The sequence below is a fragment of the Pseudomonas sp. HN11 genome (assembly GCF_021390155.1).
Taxonomy (GTDB): domain Bacteria; phylum Pseudomonadota; class Gammaproteobacteria; order Pseudomonadales; family Pseudomonadaceae; genus Aquipseudomonas.
Genome location: NZ_CP089985.1, coordinates 4,068,441 through 4,092,738, shown reverse-complemented (window position 1 = coordinate 4,092,738; position 24,298 = coordinate 4,068,441). Strand labels below are relative to the sequence as shown.

Below are 24,298 nucleotides of genomic sequence, written 5' to 3'. Positions count from 1 at the left end.
TGCCTCAGTTAACGCCGGTTACGCAAATGGTCACCGATCTCGAACTTTACAATTTCAGCTGTTCCCGAACCTTCGAAATGTCGGGAGAGTTCTGCAAGGAACCACCCCATGGCAGAGCGCGCACCCTGTAGGCGAAAGACCACGGTGCAGTACTCCTCGCCAGGTGGATGATTTTGTCTAGTGGATGGCTGAACGATGATGGGAAACTGATCCAACATCAAAAGACTCCTCGCCAAACGCTGTTGGCCTGAAGGTTGAACAAACAAAATGACTGGCGAGAAATGCCGGCTTCGGTATCCATCTCATCGAACGTCTGCGTAACTGCCCACCCTAGAAATCGCTTCGCGCCATTCCGGAAACAACTCGATGGCTAACGCTTGCATGGTTTCCAACGCTGATTGCATGCGTCGTTCACGTGACTGGCGAGTCTCGATTCGGTGGGCTGGTAGGCCTAGGGAGGCGGCATTGAGGTAAGCCACTCGGTCTGGAACTACGGTGCTTAGAACTGAGATGTTGGGAGCCCCAGCGAAGGTCTCGTGCAGGCCACGAATGATCATGCGCGTGTCTATCCGGATGCTATTTACCTGGTTCAGCAGCAGTCGCAACGGTGGCAGCGTAATACCCAGGTGCCGAAACGGTTCGAGCTCGCTGAACAGCTTCAAAGTGCCGCGGCGTAGTTCACGGGCGGCTAGCATCTCCGGTGTGATGGGAGAGAGGGCGATATCGCACGCGAGGATTGCCATCTCCAGCAGTACGCTACGTGCGCCTTGGGTGTCGATCAAAAGCAGGTCATAACGGGGGCGAAAATCGTCTAGCAAATTGCGTAGTCGTAATCGCCCGTCAGGGGCATGTAGCAGTAATGTACTTAACTGGCCCTGAGCGTCGTTGGAGATGATCAGATCAAGCCCTGCGATTATGGTCTTGGAAACGATCCGTGCAGGCTTCGTTAAGTTGAGTGCAATGAGCTCGTACGTGCCAGCGACAGCTTTCTGGTTCAAAGCGTAATAGCTGGAGAGGGTGGGTTGGCTGTCGAGATCGAGCAGTAGGACGCGTAGACCAGCATCCGCCAGCAGACCGCCGAGATTGGCAGCTACTGTGGTTTTTCCGACCCCACCTTTGGTGGAAAGCACCGCGACCACGCGCATGGCATCAGCCCTGCTGGCCCAGACGCTCAACAACCCATCGCTCGATCTCCAACGAGTCCCAGCCGACTGCACGTAATCCGATGCGTTTAGCCTGAGGGAATTTACCTTCCTTCATTAGGTTATAGATGTGCGCGCGCTTGAATCCAGTCTTTCGCTCCACCTCGTCGCGCCGCATGATGTGGCGCTCGATTAATTCAGGTTGAGACGAATCGATTGCTGTTTGGGATTGCATGGTCATTCCTTGGCGCCGGATGGCGCAATTGGGAGAGACCTGAATTCAAAACCAGAAACGTCTGACAGTCATTGCATTGCAATTGTGCCAATTGCAAGTGCAATGCGCTGACTTAAACGCGGGAAAAGCTGCGCCGAGCAGTGGCGAATTTTTCATCGAGGGTACGTTTGCTCAAACCTGGGATGCCTTCAAAATGCGCAGTTATTGAATCAACTATTGCGGCTTGACTATCGAATACGGAATTGGGTTTACCAGCTGGTGAGGTGCCGAGAAGTGTTTCGAGCAAGGCGCCGATTACACGCTGATAACCGGTTTCACTGCGTTCGCTGAGCTTGCCCTGCGCCTTACCCAGCGCGCGTAAATTATCTCGTTCTAAGCCGACGGACTTGAGGTCTTCGAGGAGTTCACGAAGGGCAGTTCTGTTTGCTTTCAGCTCTATCTCAAGCGCATCTTTATCTGCCCGCAGTGTCAGGTAGGTACCAATGTTGATTTGCTCATCAGCCGGCTGCTTCCCGAATAGGAACGTTGGACGTTGATCGGGATAATGATGAAGCATCCACCATTTGAGATCTGTATGCCTAATAGTCAGCAATCTGCAATCGATGGGAGTTCCAGGTGTTACCGTCACGCCGAAAACGCCGTACGGTAGCTCACGGTTGCGCACCGCATCGAAAATTTTTTCGGTGTTGGTGCGAAGACATGGCCATTGAGGGAAAGTAGTGAACAGCGTTGCGGGCGAATCCTCGACGGACGCAAGAATCTGAGATTCATGAGTCATGAGATTACACCAACGTATGGCTGCATCGATGGGACGATAAAACAATTTTGCCAGCGGATTGTAGCTGTTGGGCGTGTACATATTGGCGGCCTCATGTCTGAGGGGGCAGATCCGCTAGATACGTTTTGAAGGCTGTACAGGCCTGAGCTTCCGTGCGGTGACTGTCCCTTGGTCGGTCCGAGGTATTATTAAAAAAATCCTATTCGTCATACTTGGATAAATTGTTCGCTCTGTCTGGCTTTTAACACCAAGACGATACAACGTCGGCAGGCTTCAGAAGGTTTTGACTTGGGCGCCTGAACAGAAAATCTGCCCCGGCGCTCCCCATAAGCCCAGGTCATTTGCAAAGCTGACATCTCGAAGGCTAGAAGAAGTCACGCTGCTTTTGCTTTTGTCTTTGTGCGTTTAATTTTCGGGCCTGTCGATAGTTCAAGCAGCCGCGTCCTTGTCGATTCAAGAATGAGATCGGAAAGCTCTGGATCATCTACAATTCGCGACATTGTCACGGCCCCAATCATGGACGAAAGTGTAAAAATCGCATCAGCCTTCGCCGCCTCAGGATCTTTGAATCGGCTTCGCTTAGCTATGAGATCGATCAAGCCCTCGAATCCTGATGATGCCGCGCGACGAGTATCTGCGTCTGCGCGCGCCAATTCGCTACCCATAGCGACCAAAGGGCAACCGCCCAAACGATCGTCACGATATTCTGAGGAAAGAAATTCTTGGACGTGCTTCAGGAATGCCTCTTCACCGCCATTTACAGCGATTTCTGCGGCGCCCACCAGCTCTTCCATACTCACGGCACAGGCTTCGGCAACGAGTTGTTCTTTCGACTCGAAATGGCGATAAAAACCACCGTGCGTCAGTCCTGCCGCGGCCATAATCTCTGATACACCAGTGGCATGGATTCCATTGCATTTGAATACTTGGGACGCGACATTCACGATCCGTTTCCGCGTTTCTGCGGTTTCTGCCTTTGATTTCCTCATTTCAACAGTCTCTCCTATCAATCTGGCGCTGCGGCTTCGCGCACCAGCAACTGACCATAATGATTAAAGCTTATCAGATTAATCTAAGCCGTACACTCAAAACGGATATTCGGTCACATCTCATCATCTATGTGGGTTTTTTCCGACCCTGGTTTCCTCGCTAGACACGCTGGCGACGGCGCATCCATGGCCTTTGGAACCCCGCTATGGCTATCCCTTAGGCTCGATCTCCTTCGTCACCCGTCTTAGCGTTTCGACTGACCACCAACACAGATTAGGGATCATTTACTCGATTTTCGAATAGGTGTAATCCGCGTTTGCTGGATTATCCAAAGCCTCTGTAGCAGGCATTCTTCCTCACCAGCAACGTCGCTGATGTCCTTAACAGAGGTCGACGATGATTGCGTCATTGGCACATCCGTGCGTTGGTTACTCGATAGGAGATACGATATGAAACTGAAAAACAAAGTGGCTTTCATCACGGGTGGCACCTCCGGGATCGGCTTGGAAACAGCCAAACTATTTCTGGCCGAAGGTGCAGAAGTTGTAATCGTTGGCTCCACCGCTGATCGCTTGGAAGCAGTTGATCAGGAGCTGGGTGGCCGAGCAGTGTTTATCCAAGCCGATGTCCGTAAAGTCGCCGACATCGAGCGTGCTGTTGAAGAAACGCGTGCGAAATTCGGCCGCATCGATATCGTGTTCGCGAATGCCGGCGCTAGCACTGTCGCTCCGCTGGAAGCGGTTACGCCAGAGTACGTCGAAGACAACCTGGCTCTGAATTTCAACGGTACGTTTTTCACGATCCAAAAAACCGCCCCACTTATTCCCGCAGGTGGCAGCATTATCGTCACTACATCATTCCTAAACACCGTTGGCATGCCTGGCCTATCGATTCTCGCCGCCACAAAAGCAGCCGCCCGGTCGTTGGTCCGCACTCTGGGAGCTGAGCTTGCTCCTCGCGGAATTCGCGTCAACGCAATCAGCCCCGGCGCCATCGCCACGCCGTTTTACAGCAAGATCGGTTTGAACGAGGAACAGTTAAGCGAGGTCGCAGCCGGCTTGGAACAAAAGATCTCACTGAAGCGGTTCGGTGAAGCGTCGGAGTTGGCAAAAAGTGCGCTTTATTTGGCCAGTGATGACTCATCGTACACAACAGGCATTGAATTGGTCGTGGACGGTGGTCTGACACAGTTTTAACGGTAGTTGATCATGCTTTCTTACGGACGACCGCATTAGCGAGTGCTAAACGCGGTCGTTTTTTGGGCCTTATGCGTACGTATCTCATGATGTCAAAATCTCCTACACTGGCGACATTTACCCTGAAATGGACTAGTGATTTGGACCGTCTCGAAGCTATGGCGATGCTGTTATCCGCTGTCGACAAAGGAAGTCTTTCCGCTGCCGCGCGAGAGCTTCGGATCCCGGTGTCAACGCTTACCCGTCGGGTGACGGACCTTGAGGCGCATCTAGGAACAAGGTTGCTCACACGTACGACACGGAAGCTGATGTTGACAGATGCAGGTGCTGCATACATCGCAGCTGCGCGTCGAATCCTGGAACAAGTCAACGATCAGGAGCGAGAGGCAACAGGTGAGTTTACGGCCCCCCGAGGTGAATTGGTTATCGCTGCTCCCGTGCAATTTGGACGGCTGCATGTGTTGCCGATCATCAACGAATTTTTATCCTTGTTTCCCGACATTACAATCAAATTGCTTCAGTCCGATCGCAACATAGATCTCGTCGATGCACACGCTGATTTGGCGATCCGCATTGGAGAGCTAGCAGATAGCAGCATGATCGCGACAGGCGTTGGGTATCTGCGTGCGACTGTCTGTGCCAGTCCTGCTTTTTTGAAGAAATACGGCGTGCCCCGCGAATTGGATGCACTCACAAAGATACCGTGCGTTGTGTTCAACAGTCCGTACCTTTCACCTTGGCGTTTTCGAATGCCCAAAACAGGGAACGTTACCACCGTTCCCGTAGAACCACGTTTGCAAGTTTCTGCCCCCGATACTGCGGTTGATGCAGCAGTTTATGGGATTGGAGCAACGTTGGTACTGCAGCACGATTCTGCCGAAGCAGTAAGGGACGGTAGGTTAGAGATCTTGCTTCAAGAGTTCGAGATCGAGCCGGTTCCAGTGCATATGATTCACGTATCGCGTAATTTGATGCCACTCAAACTCCGTCGCTTCATTGATTTTGCTGCACCAAAGCTCAGAGAGTCACTGTCTCAGTTTACGAAGGTGTGATCCAAGAAGAGAGGAGGTGAGAATGAGGCAAGCTCAGCAGGTTCAGCGAACTCTCGAAAAGGTGGTGCCCTTCGTCAATATGTCGTAAGGGGATGCTCAACGACGAGGCGTTGAGCCCAACTGGCGATACAAACGTCATCATTGTAGGAAGCGCTGGTCTAGCAGAGCGACCACGTCGCGACTTGCCTTTCTGCGCATAGCGAGCGATCCGTGTTGGTGCTCGTCGCCACGCAACGCTGTCACTTGCTCTTATTAACTATTTGACTGCGTTCCATTCATAAAATGTGCGGAAGAGGCTGCGCATTTGAGCGTGTATCGCATCCTGCAAAACACGTCATGCCCACCGAAGGCCGTATGCTTCATTCTTTGTCCTGGGTTGATAGGGCGCTCATGAATCCGGCCCTTGCTCGATCGTGCTTGACAGAATGTCTGTTTAGGATCTATTCCTATACAAATCTATCTATCGATAGATTCAGGAATAAAAGATGCTGTTCAGCAGTCAGCATTGATCGTCGCTGGGGGAGCTTCAATCTGTCGAGGTGTCACGCCAGATTGATAAGGGAGCATGTGATAACAGCAGCGACGATCAATCCTTGGCAGCGGGACGTTTGGCATGACATCTACAAAGTCTATCGCTTCGTTCATCAGGAGATTCTCAATGTCCGCGCCTATGCCCCAGAAGCTTTTCACTCCCATACAGATTGGAGATATCACTCTAAAACACAGAGTCGTAATGGCGCCGCTTACCCGCCTCAGGGCTGTCCTGCCAGGCGGGATACCGAGCGATCTCATGCTTGAATATTATCGTCAACGAGCTTCGGTTGGGGGGCTGATTATCACGGAATCGACTGCCGTTGCGCAGTCCGGACATGGCTACTACGGCTCCCCAGGAATTTACAATGCAACGCAGGTTTCAGGTTGGAAGCGCATTGTTGAGACTGTTCATGCGTTCGGTGGCCATATGTTCGCCCAACTTTGGCATGCCGGCCGCTGCGCGCATGACTCCGTAACCCAAGCAGCTCCAATTTCAGCCTCGGTTGATGCTGCGTATTGGAAAGACGAAATCAACATGGTGCCGACCTCTGAAGGTTTTCAGTTGCCGTCTCCGCATCGCGCATTGCAAACACACGAGATCCCCGAGCTCGTGGAGCAATACCGAGGTGCAGCCGCAAATGCTAAAAAGGCCGGTTTCGACGGCGTGGAGCTGATGGCGGGGAATGGTCATTTGATGGATCAATTTCTACAAGACATAAGCAATAAGCGCACTGACGAGTATGGTGGCTCGATAGAAAATCGGACCCGGCTTCTCATCGAGGTGGTGCATGCGTTGGTTTCCGTTTGGGGACCGGGTCGAGTAGGGGTTCGTGTCGCGCCGAGCGGGACATTCAACGGAATGGGGGATAGTGATCCGCAAAGCTTATTCCGACATCTAGCAAGCCGCCTTAACGAAGTCGGATTAGCTTACCTTCACGTGATTGAACCCAGGATTAAAGGCGGAGAAACATTGATTGAAGGGCAGGAGCCCATTGCTGCGAGAGATTTGCGTCACTATTTCAAGGGACCCATTCTCGCAGCAGGCGGCTTCGAACCTTCCACAGCTGAAGCAGGCGTTGCTAACGGTGATGCAGACTTGGTTGCGTTTGGCCGGCATTTCATTGCCAACCCAGATCTACCAAAACGTATAGAAAGAGGGTTCCCTCTTAATGCGTATGATCGAAACACTTTTTATGCATACGATGAACGCGGCTATACGGACTATCCATTTTTTGATCAGAGCTAGCAGCGATCGGTTTTGAAATTGACGTGTGAAAGGCGGCTATACCTTTTCTCCATGTAGCCGTCTTTTTTGCCTCCAGGAGCCACACGAGATCGACCGGATGCATACCAGGAGGGAGATGGAATCAATGTTGGACGCTGCGATCCTCGGGAGGGACCTCGAGGCGTACTTTTGTATCAAGACGACATTAGGCAGCGTCGTTATCTAGTTTTGGTATCGTCCGTTCGAGTCTACAGCATCCCCCGGGTTGCACGATCGTAAGCTTTGATATCCCCCAGAGCGTTCGCAAGTAGCAAGGCTCCGACGATCGTCGAAAGCAACTGAGACGCTCCTTCGACCGTCATGCCTTGAGTCGTCATTTTCTCGAGGCACATTTCAAAAAAGCTCTGCACTGCGCCCGATACTTTATCGGGTAGGTCTCTCGTCTCTGCACCCAGCACGGTGCTAGGGCACATTCGGTCGACTGAGTAGATTGTCCCACGAAAGGCTTGAACCCATACCTTTATGCAGTCGGGCTCTGCTGCAAAATCATTATCAATCAATTCCGCCACACGCTCGGTATAGCGGTGAATGACCGACGCTGCGAGCAGCTCCTTGGTAGGAAAGTGATAATGAACGGTAGAGCTTTTGACGCCTACGTCAGTCGCAATTTCTCGAAAACTGAAACCATTGAACCCACCGACCCGAATTCGCCGTTCGGCAGCATCCATGATTGCGACACCGATGTCGCTCATAGCTCTGCTCCTTAATCATTTCATAGAATGCAATCATGCTATTCATTATGGGCATATTTGATACCTATCTGGAATCACGACGCAAATTAAAATGAGCTTTTCGTCTGTGATGGCGAAAGGATTTTCAGGTTGAGCTGGCAGTCCGGATAGCCCTCACCTCTTGGTAAGTAGAGCCGTAGTCGACCGAGGGAGCGTGGCTTCACAAACCGTGCGACCTGGTTCGAGCGAGTAAGACAGCGATTTGTCTCTCTCGGCTATCAAATCCTGCTATCGGTTCTAGGCACTGCTGCTTCGAGCGAAATCGAAACCTAGATTATAGCCGCACCAGAGCTGCAGAAACCTGATGAGGAGGCAGGTGCGATGGTGGGTCGCCATGCTCGATCAAATGAGCCGTCTTGCCTATGGAGGAGGTTAGACATGTGCAGCCAACTGCTCTATCGTTAGATAGACGTGGTCGGGAGTGTTTAGGTTTTGGAAATTGAGATCTTACAGCCAATTTTTTCAAACCTTGTGCATTTCCTTTCCCGCACGTGACCCCCTTGCAGAGTGGTATCGAGGATGGCGGTGATGAATCAAAGCGAAAAGGTAGCGCGTTTCACAGAGTTGCATCGAAAGGGAAATCCCCTGTTGCTGTACAACGCTTGGGATGCTGGAAGTGCAAAATCCATATTTGATTGCGGCGCGAAAGCCGTTGCGACGAGTAGTTGGTCGATGGCGCGCGCACAAGGATATCGCGATGGAGAAATGATCCCATTCAGTCTGATAGCGCAACTCACCGAGCGCATCGTTAAAACAGTAGAGGTCCCTGTCAGTTTGGATTTCGAAGGGGGGTATTGCGGCGAAAATGATACTGAGCTCGTCTTTAACGTCCTGGAATTATTGAACCTTGGCATCACAGGCCTCAATTTTGAAGACCGAGTCGTCAAAGGCCATGGCTTGTATGGAATCGAGCACCAGGCCAATAGAATTGCTATTCTCCGTGAGGCCGCGAATACAAAAGGCGTCCCTTTATTCATCAATGCCCGTACTGATCTTTTTCTCAAAAAAGATGGAAAACCAGAAGATTATATGGATGAGGCAATTAAAAGAGCTCAAGCATATGCCGTCGCCGGTGCCTCAGGCTTGTTTGTTCCAGGGTTAATTGAGGACCATTTGATACGTGAAATTTGTGACAACACTTCCCTCCCGGTAAATGTGATGTTGCTTGGAGGCATGTCATCTATTCGCTCGCTGTCTAGGCTAGGAGTGGCACGTATCAGCTTTGGACCAGCGCCCTATGTGCAAACAATGGGCGTCTTACAAAGTGCGGCTAGAGTGCTGTTCACCGCAGACGGCGACTAAATCTGCGTCAGCCCCTGATTAACTTGGAGGATATCCAGTTACGCATGACAGATGCGGGATATCAATGTTACGCTTTCGAAAAGTGGCTGCATTTATGCTGTAGCGGCCACTACAATGATGATTTATTTTCTTCCGCTGCTGAGTGCTCTTCCCAGCGCAAGCTACAAACTGCACTCGCACGGTGACCTTGCGATCTTCTCGATTGAATTTAGTGGTCCGCGGCGGCCAAACTGCCTTCGCGCGATGCTGCGTTAAAAAACGCGATTTATTAATAGCTGCTCATCACGATTTTTGGATTCGAATTGACATAATGCGAAATTTCCGCTGAGTCGATTAATGCAAAGGTCTACAAAAGCGCTGATTTTTGCCGGTATTTTTCGATCTGCTTGAAAACATATTCGCACCGGTAATGGCGCTTGTTCATAATTCTCCAACACTATTTCCAACTCACCAGTAGTAACTTTGTCTGCAATCTGGTATGAAAGAGCCTGAGTTAATCCCCAGCCAAGTGATGCGATACGAATGGCAGCCTGATCGGTAGAGACAGTGAGTTTTAAGTCAGGTTTTATATGCAACGAATGTCCGTCTGCTTCAAATTCCCAATTGCGTGATAAAGTATTAGCTGTAGATGCAATGAGGCGATGATTATGAAGATTCGAAGGATGTGAAGGTCGACCATATTTTTTGAAATATTCAGCGGATCCACAAATAACACGCCGGGTTTTGCCAACTACGATCCCATGTTGTAAGTCTTCCTCTGTATTGCCAATACGAATAGCTACATCAATACCTTCTTCAACCATATTTGTAATTCGGTCTACCAACAACGTATTAATTGTTACGTTGGCATGTTCAGCTAAAAAGCTAGTTATTATTGGCATAATATGCAGTTCGCCAAACATTTGTGGTGCTGCCACCGTCAATTGTCCAGATGGAGTTCCGAAATTCCCGCTGGCAAAATTTTCCGCTTCATCGAGCTCAGATAAAATTCTTTTGCAATCGACCAAAAATCGCCGTCCCGTATCACTCAGTTGAACATTGCGAGTATTCCGAATAAGTAATGAAGTATTTAATCTTCGTTCCAATGATGCAATGGCGCGAGTCATCATGGTTGGGGACACGCTAAGTCGTCGTGCTGCAAGAGTGAAACTTAGTTCTTCGCAAATAACGACGAATGCTTGCATCTCTTGAATTTTGTTCACGACTTATCAACCTCATAAAAATTATAGATGTTTATTGATGAAGCGAGAGTGCTTGGCTTGAAACGGAAAAGTCGACATGTACTTACAAATGCACATTACCTCGTGTATTTTGCGAGTGACGCCACGTCATCTCCATTTGGTAAATTTATCGAGCGTAGATTCATCTCCAAAAAAACTGATGAGGCGAAGGTTCTTGAGCGAAAGTCGGTAGAAGAGTGTTCAAAAAAACTAGATGATCTGATGACGTGTCCACAGATTTCTATATGTAAATCGTTAAATTGTGAACTGTGAATTTTCTGGCTTAACTGAGATGTCCACTTTTTTCTATTATTTTCGCTTTCAATGTCAGATGTTTTTTAAAATAGTTTCGTTTCCTGTGTAAGGAGCAATTCATTCGAGTAGCAATGGGTGTTTTGGCCGTTGATCGTTGCACTTTATGAAATAATGCAGATTGTTTTTCGGTTATTACATACAAATGAATTGCAATATAAATTTTTGTGTTGACGGCCTGGCCAACAGAATAGCTTGCGGGAACGTTTGTAGCTATAGCACCTTGGTGGATTGCGAGAGGAGAGGGATTGAGCTAATTTAATTAGTCGATTATTGCAAGGCGCGTCGCCCAATGTCTGCATCAGATTCTTTCCAAACAGTCCGTTTGCTGCCATTCAATCCGCCGTTAGACTGGCACCGTATCCTGGCTTTTTTCTCTGGGCATCTGACGTTTGGTGTCGAAGCTGTAATGGACGGCGTTTATACGCGTAACGTTGAATTCAAGGGCAGCTTAGGTGTGCTTTCAGTCGGGAAGGCTCCAGGAGAGGATTACTTAATCGCTACAGTGAGTGGCGATATCAGTCGGTACATGGATGATTTGATTGAGCCTATTTCCCATATGTTTGATCTCTATGCTGTTCCCGATCAAATTGCTGAAGGATTAGCCCGCGATCCGTGGCTGAAGGCATTGGTTCAGGCGCGCCCTGGTTTGCGTGTGCCTGGATCTTTTTCAGGTTTCGAATTGATTGTGCGCACTATTGTCGGCCAACAGGTAAGCGTTAAAGGCGCCACTACCATCATCGAACGATTGGTACGGCGGGCGGGGATCCAGATTCTTCAAGATCCCAGCGCACAATTGGGATGGCTATTCCCGACACCTGATGCTCTAGCGGGGGCTAATCTGGAAAAAATTGGTATGCCCGGCAAGCGGGTTGAAACGCTACAACGCGTCGCTGCTGCGGTCGCTTGTGGCGAGCTTTCTCTCAACCCCCCTCATGAAGATATCAGTGAACTTCGCCTTCAGTTACTGGCGATGCCAGGCATAGGTCCATGGACAGTTGAATATATGGCTATGCGAGCTTGGCGTGATCCAGATGCTTGGCCTGCGTCCGATTTAGTGCTGATGAACCTTATGACTCGACAGGACTCTAGTCTGACACGATTGGCATTACACAAAAAACGTGCGCAAGCGTGGAAACCCTGGCGAGCTTACGCCGCTATGCACATTTGGAATTCCGCAGTTGATGGGCCGGGCCTAATGTAAAATACTCAGATGACAATTGAAATCACAAGATCCAGATTGTATTTCGATCTGTTATCCGCATTCTCAACGATGGCTTTAAATAAGCTAGGTCGATAGTTGATGAGGACCATTTTATGGCGTTCACGTTTCGCTACATAAACTCCCCCGTAGGTCGTTTGACATTGGTAGCGCAAGACTCTTGCTTAGCTGCCATTCTTTGGGAGAACGATCGACCGAATCGCGTGCCTTTAGGTGTAATGAACGAAGACCAGGGGAGTGTCATTCTTAATCGCGCTGAAACGCAGTTATACGAATATTTTGCGGGCACCCGTGAACGATTTGATATAGAGCTAAACTTTCGTGGCACCGATTTCCAGAAAAAGGTATGGCACGCCTTATTGGCCATTCCTTTTGGCGAAACACGAACTTATCTAGATATTGCTAAGCAAATTGGCAATCCGGCTGCAGTCCGAGCAGTCGGTGCGGCCAATGGCAAGAATCCGATATCCATCATCGCACCGTGCCATCGTGTGATCGGTAGTACCGGTGCTCTCACGGGCTTTGCCGGTGGCTTGAGGGCTAAGGAATTATTGTTGACTCTGGAAGGGGGGTTGCCACATAAAACCTCAAAAATGCGCGATGACAACGCATCAAAGCAACGGTCTTTATTCTAGAAAGTTCAGTTACTGCGAAGCTGATTTGTGAGCAGGCTTCACGTGCTCAGAATTATAATGAACGCTCAGCAATAATATTTTGGACTACTGCCATCGCAGGCGCTAATGTTTGTGCGATGAGATCTGCCTTGGTGGTTGGTTTTACAGTCCTTCCACAAGGAATAAATAAAGGATCGTCAAATGAGGCACGAAGTTTAATCAACACATTGCTGACAGCGGGCTGGGTCACATTCAATGATTTTGCAGCCTTGGACACGCCTCGCTCTTGGTAAACGACCATAAAAGTGACGAGCGAATTCAAGTCAAACTTATGGAAGATTTGCACATCGATTGACATCTTCAACCTCCAGGAAAATGATCCCCTAAATAAGAACAGAGGAGCTGCCTTTTCACGCAGGTGTCGTTGTTATCCAACGCTATTGGGTCCGAGTATCCATTCGAGCTTTGCACGCCACGCTATTTTCTTGAGAAGACGCGCGACACCATGTCCTCCAACCTCTTCGGTCCAATGAGCAGTTTTGCCATCGACCCCCTCACGACAGAAAGACCACCTCACCTGCTAGCGAATCATTGTCGGTCCTTCAACCATCGAATCTGATGCGCTTCAGTACGACAATAAGATGATGTATCGTCACTAAAATGATGATAAAAGACATCATCTAAAGCGTCAAGCGCTAGATTTTGGAGGGCCTGACGTTTTTTCAGGTCAAAAATCGCGCGTGACCAAAAGGCGAATTAGATTACAGGTTGACGCTAATAGCTTTTTAGGCGTAACGTCAAATGACGTACGGAGAGAACTCGAAAACCCAATCGGCGGATGGGTTGTGATTCGTAGTCGCACTGGCAAGAAAGGCGATAGAGATGAAGACATCAAAGGTGCAGAAGGCAGTGACGCGCAAGCGCATTTTAGATGTTGCTTCGCAGGAGTTTCGGAAAAACGGTATCCATGCGACGAGCGTTGCGGAAATCATGAGCATTGCTGGATTGACCCACGGAGGTTTTTACCGGCACTTCGCCTCTAAAGAACAGCTGATAGCGGAAGCGTGCGCTGTGAGCATGGAGAGCATCGTTGAAATGGCTGAAGTCGCAATGGAAGGAGGAGAAGAATCGTTCATAAACCATTTCAATGATTTTCTCTCGCTGGAATATCATGATGACATTAAGGGTGGTTGTGCATTTGTAGTGATGGGAAGCGAGTTGGCGCAAGCGGATTCCGAGACACGCCGAGCTGCCTCAGAAGGGCTAAAAAAATGGGTGGATGTCATCGCTCAACGTGAGCTTGGCGGCAGCTCTAAAACAAACAAAGCGGATGTTTTGTTTAAACTGTCAGCCATGGTTGGTGCGGTTACGATGGCCCGAATTGTCGACGATCAAGCGCTCTCAAATCAGATTCTCAATGAAACGAAGGATCGGTTGAGGAACATGTTGACGAACCGTTCTCCAAAAACCAATATCGGATAACACATAATCATGTGTTGTTCACACAACCCATCACTGAAGATATATTGAAAAACATTTTGTATTAATCGTTCGATTTAAGAGGTTTTACTTCATGTATTTCGAAATCATAACTCAATGCGCGCGTAATCTAAAAAATGTTGAAATTTTTTTTATAAAAGCAGAGCAATACGCCGTTGAAAAGAAGTTTGACATCGACGTACTCATGCACGCCCGTTTGGCGCCTGACATGAAGCCACTGATCTATCAAGTGCAGAGCGCATGCGACTACCTCAAAGGTGGAGCCGCTTGGCTCTCGGGGACAGAGATTCCTCGGCACGTAGATAAAGAGCAGACGATCACGGAGCTGCGCGCAAGGATAGAAAAAACCTTAGTTTTCGTCGAAGGAATCGGCAGGCAAAAATATGTTGGGGCAGACAAACGAATCATGACGCTTTCTTGGGAACCTGGTAAGGTGATTGCTGCTCCCGATTATGCGCTGCAAGTTGTGATCCCTAATTTTAATTTTCATATTGCTATGACTTACGCCATCTTGCGAAACAATGGTGTAGATGTAGGAAAGATGGATTTTTTAGGGCAGCTGAATATGATCGATCCATGATCATGAGTTAACAACGTGATGCCAACAAAATTCGGCAATTGGTCGGGTGCAATTGACTGTGCCGAACTGCTTATAGAGCAATTTGGTGTTATACCAATAAGGACAAAATAATCCGACAGTTGGAATATTTTCATAGATGACTGGATAGAAACATCGACTCAAGCGAGTGAGGTATTTTATATTTTTGTTTCAGATCGGAACGCATGTGCTCGTTGGCAAAAAAATGCGTAAAAAAGGATCAGAGCAATGGCTCTGTTCCATTGCACCACAAGTTGATAACTGATGACATAAATTTTTCAGCAAAGTAGCAATCATTGAGAGCCCCGGCAATCAGCATTGCTCCCGCCATAGACGACATAAGCTGCATAGCGCGTTCTTCATTTGGTTCAGACTGCCCAACATTCTTTTCCATTAAAACGACGAGCAATTTACGAACGCCATCAGTGAACGCATCACTGATGGTACCACCCATTCTTGTGACATCAGCTGCTAATGTTGGAATAGGGCAGCCGTTTTGGCTACATAACTGGTGTTCGCTGCTGACGTACTTTTTCACCAATGACTTTGCCGAAAGTTCTGCGGACCAAAGTTTGCAATATTCGTCGAAAGTGTGAATTATTGCCTCCGACACAAGTTGTTCTTTACCGTTTGGGAATTGTTGATAAAAACTGCCATGGGTGAGGCCGACGGTTTTAGACAGCTTGGCAATACCGATTCCATGCACTCCATACTCTCGGTACAGCTTAGATGCCGCTGTCAATATTTTGTCCTTGTTCAGCATGCTTTGTTCTTTAGTAACTTTCATGATTATATACCAAAATAAATGACAGCGAATATTAGCGGGAAGCGAAACTAATAAAAAAGCCTCCCTCTGAGATTCAACCGCAGTCTTAATGAGCAGATAACGCAAAAATCATCTTTTAGGTCTGCATTTGCAATCAAGTTGTCTTAAGTTGGTCAGTGTCCTTTGTTGTTCAACTGCTAGGTCTTGGTTGTATGGATTAATCGGTCTCTCAACCATTAGGAGGATGTGGTCGGTTCGAGAGGCCTGGTCCCCATTGTAGGCATCACTCCGTAGCGTCGGAACAGGGGGCCGCCATAGCCACGGTCTGATCTGGTTAAGCTGTTCTGGTGCGACAAAATTGTCCATCGTCTTGTCCGGAAGCAGTGAAGCAACCAAGTTCAGGAGCTCAGCACGTGCTGAGAATCCCGTCGAAATCTACTCCTCGGGCGCCGTGAATGAAGCAACCTAATCCCCGAGAAAGTTTTAAATTCTCTTGCGACTCCTGAGACCTCTGTCGAAGCGAGATGCGAGAGAAGCAATACCATATCGCAATCCTACGTCGTTTGTGAATCTATCGTTAGATAGATTGACTGGGGAAAGGACGGCCGGCAATGCCCATGGCGCAGACGCGGGTGATTCGGATGTCGGTATGATCGGCCAGCTTCAGCTATTTCCCATCATCAATGGAAGGTGCAGGCCTTAGCTCTCTCTGGCTGGGAGCCTCCGGCCTGGAACCGAATCTGATAACGGGAGTAGTGTGCTAGGGGAGGCATGGGCGGTTACTAAACGCATTCACATACTTGCCCAAAAACCTGTTCCGATAGCCACGTCGCCTAGATCTTCGGCTACCTCAGGTGTCGCTTCAATGACTGAAAATCCGTCTCTGAAAAGGAATTCGGATTTTGGGATTGAGCTAGGTTTTGGCCATGGCGCCTTGGTACCCTTGCCGACCACGAGCAAAATAGATATCAGATGATCTTCAGGCAAATTGATGATTTTCGCCACTTCGTTAGCATCAAAGCCAATCAGTACGCAGGAGTCATAGCCCATCGCCTTGGACGCGAGCATCATCGTTTGAGCGAGGAAGGTTGTGGAACGAATTGCCTCATCGCGCTGTAGTTGTTCACGTCCTTCATAGAAGGATCTCGTCATCGGAACAAGAACGTTCCGAACGTTGGCAGGTGCTTTTTCCCAATATCGGGCAGGATCTTTATCCCACGCTTTGACGTCAGCGCAGATTACGTAGAGCAACGAGGCATCTGTTACCTGTTCCTGGTCAAAAGCTGCGGCACGAATTTTTGCGCGAATGGTGGGGTCTTTCACATCCACCAATCGCCAATGTTGGATGTTGAAGGACGATGGTGATTCGAGTGCGAGATCAATCAACAGGCTCTCTTCTGCAGAAGAGATGCGATACGTTGGATCATAATGCTTGATCGAGCGGCGCTCGCGAATCGTCTCAAATGTATCCATGATCAGCTCCTGAAAAAACAAAATTGAAGTCTGCAGCGTTCGCTGCGATGTCGATATAGCTTAAACACGTCATCTATAATCTTGCAACAGAATGTTGTCTCTGACGCTCCGGAGCCTGGTTCGAAAGGGGGATTGAGGGAAGCGATGTTTGCACCGCGGGGTCAAAATAAAGGAAGAGGTACGAGGCAGCGCGCCCTCAGCTTGCGATTCATTGCTTGAAAAAATGGATCTAAAAAGTGCCACTTGTCTCTCGGCGTTTCCCCTACGAACCTCAATCAGTACGCGGTCCTAAGCTGGTGTTAAACGAGCAGAGAAAAATCTGCGAGGGATGTGGAAGGGCTCATTTCGCCATTAAGGCCAGAGCCGAAGGATCAGCATAAACTCGTCATTTTTTCCGTATCAGAGCGCATTCAGAAATAGCTGTGCCAGGCGCTGAACAATTTGCCTGACATCGCATCTGGTCAAATAACGCAGATAGACGCTGTAGGCGATGAGATTGCGCAACAACGCCTCTTCGGGTAAATGGCCACTGCTTTTGATGCGCAAATTCGACAAATGGTTGTCGTGCGCCTCATGGTGGACACCGATGATTTTATCGCTTCAATTCGCAATGAAAGCGCCAAAAATTCTGCAGGCGCCCGCAAGACTCGATTGAGTTATGCGCTGCCTGGCGTCCCCCAAAGGCATTAGAACCTATCGAGAACTTGCGAGTGATGGCGCTGAGCGCGTGTTCCCTACCGTCGTTTTTCGCCGTCACTCGCGCCGGCGACAGCTAGCGATTCGCTAAGCACCAACCGATTCTTCCACGCCGGGTAGCAAAGCACAGGCGATGCTACAGCGCATTATTCGCCGCGGAAGCGCATTCAAGGCAGCGGTGTTCCTTTCTGGCGTGGATGGCTTAAACCATTCCTATTCTGGCGCGTCGCGTGGCGGTTCCTGCGGCGCGGAGACGGTACCTATCGGCCTGCAGCTCACGACCTTCGACAGAATAACCAAAAACCCGCTTGACAGTTTGGATGACGGGTATTAACTTAATTTTAGTGAAGGCTCATCAGCTAAAACGGCGAGTAGCTACCGATCTGATGTAGTCACATGCCGGGTTGCTGCGGGTTTCACCGATGCAGGTCAGGACGATCGAGGCGGTGCTGTAGGGTCATTCGATTGTGCCCAAAACAGCAGTCCGTGATCGTTCGAAGGCGATTACGACCTAAAACTCTCCAACGCTTCATCCTTCATAGGAATTACCAAATGGTTACCTTTACGCATCAGATTCAGGAAGTGGAGCTTGAAAAAGAACGGACTGCTTTGGTCTTGGTAGACATTCAGAACGACTTTCTTACTGACGGCGGCAAGTACTTCGTCATGATTGAGGAGTTGTTGAAGCGGAACAATGTGAACGCCAATCTGGAAACGCTTCTTCAGACAGCCAAGGACAACAGTTTTCCAGTCTTCATGTCGCCGCACTACTTTTTCCCGCATGACCACCATGGCCATCACGGTCATACCCATCTCAGCCCGATGGAGGACTTAGCACTCAATGGTGGCGTGGTTGCACGACAGAGCGCGCTCAATTTCGAGGGGGTGCAGGGCTCGGGAGCCGATGTACCTGACCGTTTCAAAAAGTATATGGAAGACAGCAACACAACCATTACATCTCGCCATGTCTCTTACGCTCCGACTAACGATCTTGTACTGCTGTTGCGTCGCCGGGGAATTGAGAAAGTCATCATGGCAGGGCCGGTCGCAAATCTCTGCCTAGAAGACCATATGCGCAACCTCATCCAAAACGGTTTTGAGGTTGTGATGGTACGCGACGCGGTCGCGGCCGCAGCAAACGAGGAGGGTTCCGGTTACGACGCCGCGATGATCAACTGGCGATTCATGGCTAACGCAGTGTGGACTACAGAAGACACTGTTCGCCGCATGACAGAACTTACAAAGATCTAACACATATTCGACCTGTCCAAATCCGACTTCAGTAAATGACGAAGTCGGATGACGGTGCGACACCGTTGAACATTGACTTATCAATTCGAAATATCACGAACGGAAGTACGAAATGCTTCCTCTCATACCTGTAGGAGATAGTCATGAGTAAAGGCACTATTCTAGTCGTCGGTTCCAATGCAACTCAGCTTGAAGCACAAGGCGGCGGCACAATTACAATTGGTCAATTCTTAAACGAAACTGCCATACCTTTATTGGCACTTGGCGAAGCGGGTTACGATTTCGTTCTCGCTACTCCGACGGGCGAGAAGCCGCATATGGATCAAGATTCTGATGCGCTGATCTATTTTGCCAACGATGACAAAGCTCGTACTCGAGCAAGGGATTTCTTTAATAACGACCCTGCCATGAACGAAGTTCAGACGGTGCGAGCAGTAATTGATGATGGCCTCGATCGATTCGCTGGCGTCTTCTTTCCGGGTGGTCATGCACCGGTGGTGGACTTGATGCAAGATTCGGATGTGCGTGAGGTACTTCACCATTTCCATATTAACAACAAACCTACCGCAGCTATTTGTCATGGGCCAATGGCGATCATTGCAGCGCTGGACAATGCACCTGAGTTCCGCGCGGCTCTGATTGATGGAGATCAGGCTAAAGCCCGCGAATTAGCTCAGGACTGGCAGTATGCCGGTTATCGCATGACTGCTTTTTCGCGCAGCGAAGAGGAATACGCGGAGGATAACGTCTTCCACGCCAAACTTCTCTTCAACATGCCTGATGCCTTGCAAGCAGCCGGCGGTGACGTCATCACAACCGATAAGGATTTTACGTCGTTTGTGATCGTCGATCGTGAGCTGGTGACCGCCCAAAATCCTATGTCGGATCACGAGCTGGCCAGCAAGTTTATCGAGTTGCTCCAACAGTCAGCATAAACCGTATTGCATCTTCGTCATGGTTGCAAAGACGTTTTCGTCTAGCTCCGCCAACTGTCACCCACAGACATCGCCTTCGAAATGTCTGTTGGGTGGCATACATCTCATGGGTACTACTTACGCTCATCTCAAATCAAGGACCAAATCATGAACAATGTAAAAACCATTCAGGAAAAAAACAAGGAGGTCGTTGTAGCCTTTTATAAGGAAGCTCACTTTGATGGTGATGTCGACGGCGCGATTGCTCGATATGTCGGTAATACGTATCTTCAGCACACGCCTGGTGCTGCAGATGGCATCGAAGGCCTACGCGAATACATTAATGCTTTTCTGAAGGCCTTTCCCAATGCCAAGGGCGATATCCGTCGCGTGATTGCTGAGGATGACATAGTCGTTGTCCATGCCCACTGGACTGGTTTGATTAGTCCTAATGGCGATGTTGGTGTCGATATCTTCCGAGTAAAGGATGGCAAGCTCCTTGAGCATTGGGACGTCATTGCACCAATCCCTGATACATCAAAAAATCAAAACACAATGTACTGACCATCCGCGCGAGGGTTGTTCAAACGACCCTCGCGCGATAGGTACACGCACTGGATGGAGATACTATTGTGATCAATCGCGAAAGCCTCATAACGGATCCGGTGGTTGAACAGACAGTTGAATCGACCTGCGTGACGTCTCCTTCACTTGAGGCTTTGTGGAGCGCCGAGCGAGATAGCTCTTACGGTTGGCGGGTTGTTGCAGCGGCGTTCATTGTGGCCGTATTCGGCTGGGGACTTGGATTCTATGGCCCGCCTGTCTATTTAGAAGTTATCCGTCAATCGCATAATTGGTCGATCGCATTCGTATCAGGGGCTGTCACACTCCACTTCCTGGTAGGCCTCGTTGTCATCCCAAATCTGCCGCCTTTATATCTTCGCTTCGGACTGCCGATTGTGACCTTTGTCGGTGGGATCGTAATGGCGTTGGGTATTCTTGGTTGGGCATTTGCCAGCAATGCATGGCAGCTCTATCTGGCGGCGCTTTTCTCCGGTATCGGTTGGTCGGCACTTGGAGCAGTAGCCGTCAACACGATCGTTTCTCCATGGTTCATTACGAAGCGCCCTCTGGCACTCAGTGTGGCATTCAACGGCGGCAGTGTTGGCGGAGTAATTTTTTCGCCTTTTTGGATCATACTGATCGATTGGATAGGCTTTACTTTAGCCGCTATGGTGGTTGGCGCGGTGATGGTTGTGACACTTGGGGCCCTGGCTTTACTCGTTCTTGGACGCTCCCCCGACGGCGTCGGGCAGCACAACCCAGCTTTGAATACTGTTTTCCCTCTGGAACCTGCCACATCGGTTGAGCGGTTGGATCTGCTCCGAGATCGAGCTTTTTTGAGTCTTTGTATCGGAATGACTTTAGCGTTGTTCGCGCAAACAGGGCTCGTTGCTCATCTCGTGTCAGTGCTGGCTTCCGCGCTCGGTAGACAAGGTGCGGGCCTCGCTGCCGGTGCGTTGGGCGTTGCTGCTATTGTGGGACGATTGGTCGTCGGCTCGCGAGCCACCAGTGCTTCAAATTGGCGTGCCATCGCATGCTATAGCCTTGTGGCTCAAGCCCTAGGATGTGGAGTGTTAATACTGGCCCATGGCAATAATCCTACGCTCTTGGTTTTAGGCGTGGTGCTCTTTGGTTTGGGGGTTGGTAATGCCATTTCCGTCCCACCGGTGATTGCGAATCTTGAATTCTCAAGTGCTGATGCGACCCGTGCAGTTGCTCTGATTGTCGCAATATCACAGGGTGCTTACGCTACCGCCCCAGCAGTATTTGGCCTTTTTCGTGAGATGTTTTCGGATCAAATCATTTTTTTTGCGGCTGCTGTAGTACAGCTTTTGGCTATTGCCGCATACCTGTCAGTGGGAGTTATCGGGAGAAAACATCGCCGCGGAAACAGAGCTCTGCCCTGACTCCGACACAATATATTGATGGTGTGCTGAATTTAATTAGATTAAGAATAAGTCAATATTTTTCAAGGTTGTATGAAATATATAAAGATGCGACCAGTTTTAAGTTCAATCAGGTAGAATAGAAGCTGTCTCTTTTCTATTTCTACCAATTTTTCGAAAAAACTAGTTAAATTCGGATCTTAGCTGCGAAAGTAAATTGCTTATCTTTCATAGAGTTTGGATGACGTTTTAAATCGTACGTAAGGTCATTGCGACCTGCAATGACCTTACGTTCTCTGACCTTTTCGACCCTCTTTGTGTCGCTGCGACTGTCACTGCTTTCCAATAGAGTGCTGACGTCGAGCGGAGATGCATTCACTGTGCTAAGGTATGTTGTAGTGTTCAGGCGGATCTTGACCAACAGACTCTATAATAAAAAGAAAGACCAAAGAAGTCAGATTGAGAAGCGAGAAATCGTTTTCTTTAATTCTATTGCTAACTTAGATAGTTCTAGACTGGCTTCGGAGGTCTGATCCGCACTTGTTGCGGAATGGCTTGATAAATCCCTAATCTTGATAAGACTGTGGTCCAGCTCCCGGGCTACAGTCGCTTGCTGCTCTGATGCACTTGCAATCATAAGATTACGATCTTTGATTAATGAAACTGCACTGGAAATTCGCTCGAGAGCGGTATTCACCGTTAACGCACGCTTTAGTGTCTGATTTGCGTGGGATGCGCTGAGTTGGAGAGATTCCACAGTCTCCATGGTGCTGCCCTGAATGTTGAGAATGATTGATTGTATTTCTTGAGTGGAGTCTCGTGTACGTAGCGAGAGTGAACGAACCTCGTCGGCAACCACCGCAAAGCCACGGCCTGCTTCGCCGGCCCTCGCGGCCTCGATCGCTGCATTGAGTGCCAACAAATTGGTTTGTTCAGCAATACTACGAATGACTTCCAAAACCCTAGTGATGCCGCGCGCCTGGTCTGCCAATTCATTAGCTTGAGCGGAGGCATTAGAGACCTCATGGTTCAGTGTTTGAATATACTCAACAATTTCTAAAATTTGTTTATGCCCGTCCTGCATTTCTTTGTCTGACTCTTGAGAAAGCTCCGAAGTAGATACAGCATTGCTAGCAACCTCATCCACAGCCGCACTCATTTGGGTAACAGCGGTAGCTGCTTGTTCAATTTCGCTGCTCTGTTGTTGCAACCCGCGATTGCTTTCCCCCATGATCACACTCATTTGTTCAGAAGCGGTGGCTAATTGATCAGCTGAAGTGCCAATGAGGCCTATGGTCATGAGTAAGTATTGCTGCATGTCGCGCATTGCAAATAAGAGCATAGCTGGTTCGTCATTGCCGCGTGGCTCTAAGCGTATGTTAAGTCTTCCAGCCGCGATGGATTTTGCGGCGTCCAGCGCTTGATTGATTGGTAAGACAATGCTATTCGTCAGCATCCATGCCAACGCAATTGTGAGTAGCGAGGCTATTCCCAAGACGATAAAAACTATTGTAACTGCTCGCCCGTAAAGCTCTTGAGTCTCTTCGGTAGCTCTCGTTACACCTGCCTGATTTAGCTTCAGCAACTCTGTTAAATGCTCGCCCATTGATCTTCCGGAGTCCGCGAGCCCCGTGCCAAGCGTTAAGGATTCTTCGGGACTGAGTGGACCAGTTTTGAGCGACAATAGCAGTTGATCCAAGAAGCGAAGATAAGTTGTTAAATCTTTTTCCAGATACTCCACCAACGCGAGATTTTCTGCTCCAGAATTTCGTAATTTATACCGTTCTAATTCACTCACTAAATTGGCCCTGGATTGAGCGATCAGTTCCTCACTCTTTGATCGTAACTGAGCAGCATCATTGGAGCGGATTCGAACGCTTTCAATTCGTAAGACCCCGACCTGACTACTGAACTTTTGCAGGATCGTCATGCCAGATAGCCAATGATCATTGATATGCTTTGTCATCTTGTTCAACTCGGCCATGCGCGAAAGGCAAAATAGCCCGGTCAATAATAAAATTAACGTAATAGCGCCGAACCCAACGGCGGCACGCTTTCCTATGGTGAGCTTTCTCAATAACACGTTAAATCTCCATTTGGGGCGACTATTGACCCTACCATCTACGGTTAAATCGACAGAGTGGCTAACGGCCAATCAAATCGATTCTGGAGTGACGATAAGTGAGCGTGACCTAATGGTCAGCACTACGTTAAGGTGACCGACTAGCACCATGGTGCTAATAATTAGATCTTTAGCATTATAGGTAAGTTAAGAAGTAGAATGGTGAAGTTGATTGGCTTTAACGTTGTGGTTTGTAATTTTTTGGTCTTTAATTAATGATTATTTAAAAGAGATGGCCGAAATATTGCCAATAATTAAATTTTTCGCCATGATGCGAAAATTTATAAAAATAATTCGTCTTTTAATCAATCGCTATTGGTGAATATCATAGAGTAGAGCCTATTTGTACGGAAGTTGCGTTTAATTGGAGGTGATTTCAGATTGTATGCCCTCTTATTTTTAATGTGTTCAATTAT

23 protein-coding genes are annotated in these 24,298 nt (G+C 48.8%); 12 read left to right on the top strand and 11 right to left on the bottom strand.

Features of this window, described 5'->3' with window-relative positions; genetic code table 11:
• Positions 1-8 precede the first annotated feature (8 nt).
• The 5 genes from LVW35_RS29000 to LVW35_RS18460 form a co-directional block, all read right to left on the bottom strand.
• Positions 9-218, bottom strand: coding sequence for a hypothetical protein (locus LVW35_RS29000; protein ID WP_326489589.1), 210 nt, complete (start codon positions 216-218; stop codon positions 9-11).
• 84 nt (positions 219-302) lie between these two features.
• On the bottom strand, positions 303-1,145 hold the full coding sequence (locus LVW35_RS18475) for a ParA family protein (protein ID WP_233891474.1): 843 nt from the start codon (positions 1,143-1,145) through the stop codon (positions 303-305).
• 4 nt (positions 1,146-1,149) lie between these two features.
• Complete coding sequence (locus LVW35_RS18470) at positions 1,150-1,383, bottom strand: AlpA family phage regulatory protein (RefSeq protein ID WP_233891473.1); 234 nt, start codon at positions 1,381-1,383, stop codon at positions 1,150-1,152.
• A gap of 106 nt (positions 1,384-1,489) precedes the next feature.
• Entirely contained in the window at positions 1,490-2,236 is a 747-nt protein-coding gene (locus tag LVW35_RS18465; protein ID WP_233891472.1) for a hypothetical protein, read from the bottom strand.
• A gap of 293 nt (positions 2,237-2,529) precedes the next feature.
• On the bottom strand, positions 2,530-3,099 hold the full coding sequence (locus LVW35_RS18460) for a TetR/AcrR family transcriptional regulator (protein WP_233891471.1): 570 nt from the start codon (positions 3,097-3,099) through the stop codon (positions 2,530-2,532).
• Between the two features lie 495 nt (positions 3,100-3,594).
• Between LVW35_RS18460 and LVW35_RS18455 the strand changes: the two genes are divergently transcribed.
• The 3 genes from LVW35_RS18455 to LVW35_RS18445 all read left to right on the top strand — a co-directional run bounded on the left by LVW35_RS18455 (position 3,595) and on the right by LVW35_RS18445 (position 7,173).
• Complete coding sequence (locus tag LVW35_RS18455) at positions 3,595-4,341, top strand: SDR family oxidoreductase (RefSeq protein WP_233891470.1); 747 nt, start codon at positions 3,595-3,597, stop codon at positions 4,339-4,341.
• Between the two features lie 140 nt (positions 4,342-4,481).
• Positions 4,482-5,393, top strand: coding sequence for a LysR family transcriptional regulator (locus tag LVW35_RS18450; RefSeq protein WP_233891469.1), 912 nt, complete (start codon positions 4,482-4,484; stop codon positions 5,391-5,393).
• A gap of 658 nt (positions 5,394-6,051) precedes the next feature.
• Positions 6,052-7,173, top strand: coding sequence for an alkene reductase (locus tag LVW35_RS18445; protein ID WP_233891468.1), 1,122 nt, complete (start codon positions 6,052-6,054; stop codon positions 7,171-7,173).
• 227 nt (positions 7,174-7,400) lie between these two features.
• On the opposite strand, the gene LVW35_RS18440 is transcribed toward LVW35_RS18445, so the two are convergent.
• Positions 7,401-7,904 (bottom strand): TetR/AcrR family transcriptional regulator, encoded by a 504-nt coding sequence (locus LVW35_RS18440; protein ID WP_233891467.1) that lies wholly within the window; start codon positions 7,902-7,904, stop codon positions 7,401-7,403.
• Between the two features lie 567 nt (positions 7,905-8,471).
• Here LVW35_RS18440 and LVW35_RS18435 point away from each other — a divergent pair.
• A complete protein-coding gene (locus LVW35_RS18435; RefSeq protein ID WP_233891466.1) occupies positions 8,472-9,245 on the top strand; it encodes an isocitrate lyase/PEP mutase family protein in 774 nt (257 codons plus the stop codon).
• Positions 9,246-9,496: 251 nt separating this feature from the next.
• Here the strand turns inward: LVW35_RS18435 and LVW35_RS18430 are convergent, their stop codons facing one another.
• On the bottom strand, positions 9,497-10,447 hold the full coding sequence (locus LVW35_RS18430; RefSeq protein WP_233891465.1) for a LysR family transcriptional regulator: 951 nt from the start codon (positions 10,445-10,447) through the stop codon (positions 9,497-9,499).
• A gap of 622 nt (positions 10,448-11,069) precedes the next feature.
• On the opposite strand from LVW35_RS18430, the gene LVW35_RS18425 reads away from it, so the two are divergent.
• Together LVW35_RS18425 and LVW35_RS18420 are read left to right on the top strand one after the other, a co-directional pair.
• Positions 11,070-11,981, top strand: a complete 912-nt coding sequence (locus LVW35_RS18425) for a DNA-3-methyladenine glycosylase family protein (RefSeq protein ID WP_233891464.1) — start codon at positions 11,070-11,072, stop codon at positions 11,979-11,981.
• A gap of 113 nt (positions 11,982-12,094) precedes the next feature.
• A complete protein-coding gene (locus LVW35_RS18420) occupies positions 12,095-12,634 on the top strand; it encodes a methylated-DNA--[protein]-cysteine S-methyltransferase (protein ID WP_233891463.1) in 540 nt (179 codons plus the stop codon).
• A 52-nt stretch (positions 12,635-12,686) separates the two neighbouring features.
• Here LVW35_RS18420 and LVW35_RS18415 read toward each other — a convergent pair whose 3' ends face one another.
• Positions 12,687-12,971, bottom strand: a complete 285-nt coding sequence (locus LVW35_RS18415) for a LysR family transcriptional regulator (RefSeq protein ID WP_233891462.1) — start codon at positions 12,969-12,971, stop codon at positions 12,687-12,689.
• A 524-nt stretch (positions 12,972-13,495) separates the two neighbouring features.
• Between LVW35_RS18415 and LVW35_RS18410 the strand changes: the two genes are divergently transcribed.
• Both LVW35_RS18410 and LVW35_RS18405 read left to right on the top strand, forming a co-directional pair.
• Positions 13,496-14,095, top strand: a complete 600-nt coding sequence (locus LVW35_RS18410; RefSeq protein ID WP_233891461.1) for a TetR/AcrR family transcriptional regulator — start codon at positions 13,496-13,498, stop codon at positions 14,093-14,095.
• A gap of 91 nt (positions 14,096-14,186) precedes the next feature.
• On the top strand, positions 14,187-14,693 hold the full coding sequence (locus LVW35_RS18405; RefSeq protein WP_233891460.1) for a DUF1993 domain-containing protein: 507 nt from the start codon (positions 14,187-14,189) through the stop codon (positions 14,691-14,693).
• Between the two features lie 238 nt (positions 14,694-14,931).
• On the opposite strand, the gene LVW35_RS18400 is transcribed toward LVW35_RS18405, so the two are convergent.
• The gene (locus LVW35_RS18400) at positions 14,932-15,498 is read right to left on the bottom strand and encodes a TetR/AcrR family transcriptional regulator (protein ID WP_233891459.1); all 567 of its coding nucleotides are present in this window, start codon (positions 15,496-15,498) and stop codon (positions 14,932-14,934) included.
• Between the two features lie 771 nt (positions 15,499-16,269).
• Positions 16,270-16,950 carry a nitroreductase family protein gene (locus LVW35_RS18395; RefSeq protein ID WP_233891458.1) on the bottom strand — a complete coding sequence of 227 codons (681 nt, stop codon included), beginning with the start codon at positions 16,948-16,950 and terminating at the stop codon, positions 16,270-16,272.
• Between the two features lie 1,248 nt (positions 16,951-18,198).
• Between LVW35_RS18395 and LVW35_RS18390 the strand changes: the two genes are divergently transcribed.
• From LVW35_RS18390 to LVW35_RS18375, 4 genes are all read left to right on the top strand, one after another.
• On the top strand, positions 18,199-18,897 hold the full coding sequence (locus LVW35_RS18390) for an isochorismatase family protein (RefSeq protein WP_233891457.1): 699 nt from the start codon (positions 18,199-18,201) through the stop codon (positions 18,895-18,897).
• Between the two features lie 143 nt (positions 18,898-19,040).
• Positions 19,041-19,832, top strand: coding sequence for a type 1 glutamine amidotransferase domain-containing protein (locus LVW35_RS18385; RefSeq protein ID WP_233891456.1), 792 nt, complete (start codon positions 19,041-19,043; stop codon positions 19,830-19,832).
• A gap of 147 nt (positions 19,833-19,979) precedes the next feature.
• The gene (locus tag LVW35_RS18380; protein ID WP_233891455.1) at positions 19,980-20,375 is read left to right on the top strand and encodes a nuclear transport factor 2 family protein; all 396 of its coding nucleotides are present in this window, start codon (positions 19,980-19,982) and stop codon (positions 20,373-20,375) included.
• 68 nt (positions 20,376-20,443) lie between these two features.
• Positions 20,444-21,781: an MFS transporter gene (locus LVW35_RS18375; RefSeq protein WP_233891454.1), complete on the top strand. Its 1,338-nt coding sequence runs from the start codon at positions 20,444-20,446 to the stop codon at positions 21,779-21,781.
• Positions 21,782-22,214: 433 nt separating this feature from the next.
• Here LVW35_RS18375 and LVW35_RS18370 read toward each other — a convergent pair whose 3' ends face one another.
• A complete protein-coding gene (locus LVW35_RS18370) occupies positions 22,215-23,843 on the bottom strand; it encodes a methyl-accepting chemotaxis protein (protein ID WP_233891453.1) in 1,629 nt (542 codons plus the stop codon).
• Between the last annotated feature and the right edge of the window lie 455 nt (positions 23,844-24,298).